General features: G+C 45.1%; 1 protein-coding gene. It reads right to left on the bottom strand.

Annotation, left to right across the window (positions count from 1 at the left end; all coding sequences use genetic code 11):
- Positions 1 to 565, bottom strand: a 565-nt coding sequence (locus tag R7Q09_RS27365; protein ID WP_318144110.1) for an oxidative stress defense protein, incomplete at both ends; no start/stop codon positions are given.

Genomic DNA, 565 nt, shown 5'->3' with positions numbered 1-565 from the left:
TAACTGTTCGAACCTTGCTTGCTGTCCATCGCCATTGAGCGCATCAACACAGGCTGTACATGCATTTGGTTATAGTTAATTTGCCAGATGCCGCCGAGTTTTTTATCAAAGCCAGATGCAAGCGATGCCGCTTTTTCTCTCGCATCTTTGATCGCAGCCATGCGTGCTTTTTGTTGGTATTCCGCTTGATTACTCACTTTCAATTGGATGTTGTCGACCTGATTAATGCCAGCTTTCAACGCCATATCCAAATACTGGTTAAGATCGGCTAAATCTGTCACTGTTACATTGATGCTGCGTGATGCTCTGTATCCAACCAACTCCGCTTTGCCCGATTTAGGGTAGTGATACTGAGGCGCAAGATACAGGTTTGAGCTGGTGATATTGTCCTTTGATAAACCAGCATCAGACAGATATTGGAGAAAATCTTCGACTGTTTTATCGACGGATTGTTTTGCTTGTTCCGCTGTCATGGTGGTATCCACCACTTTTACAGAAAAGGTCGCCATGTCTGGTGTTGCGACCACCTCACCGTAACCCGTTGTTGTTACGTGAGCAAATTCAG

Source organism: Vibrio sp. 2130-1 (genome assembly GCF_033339515.1).
This window is presented reverse-complemented; position numbering and strand designations above follow the sequence as displayed.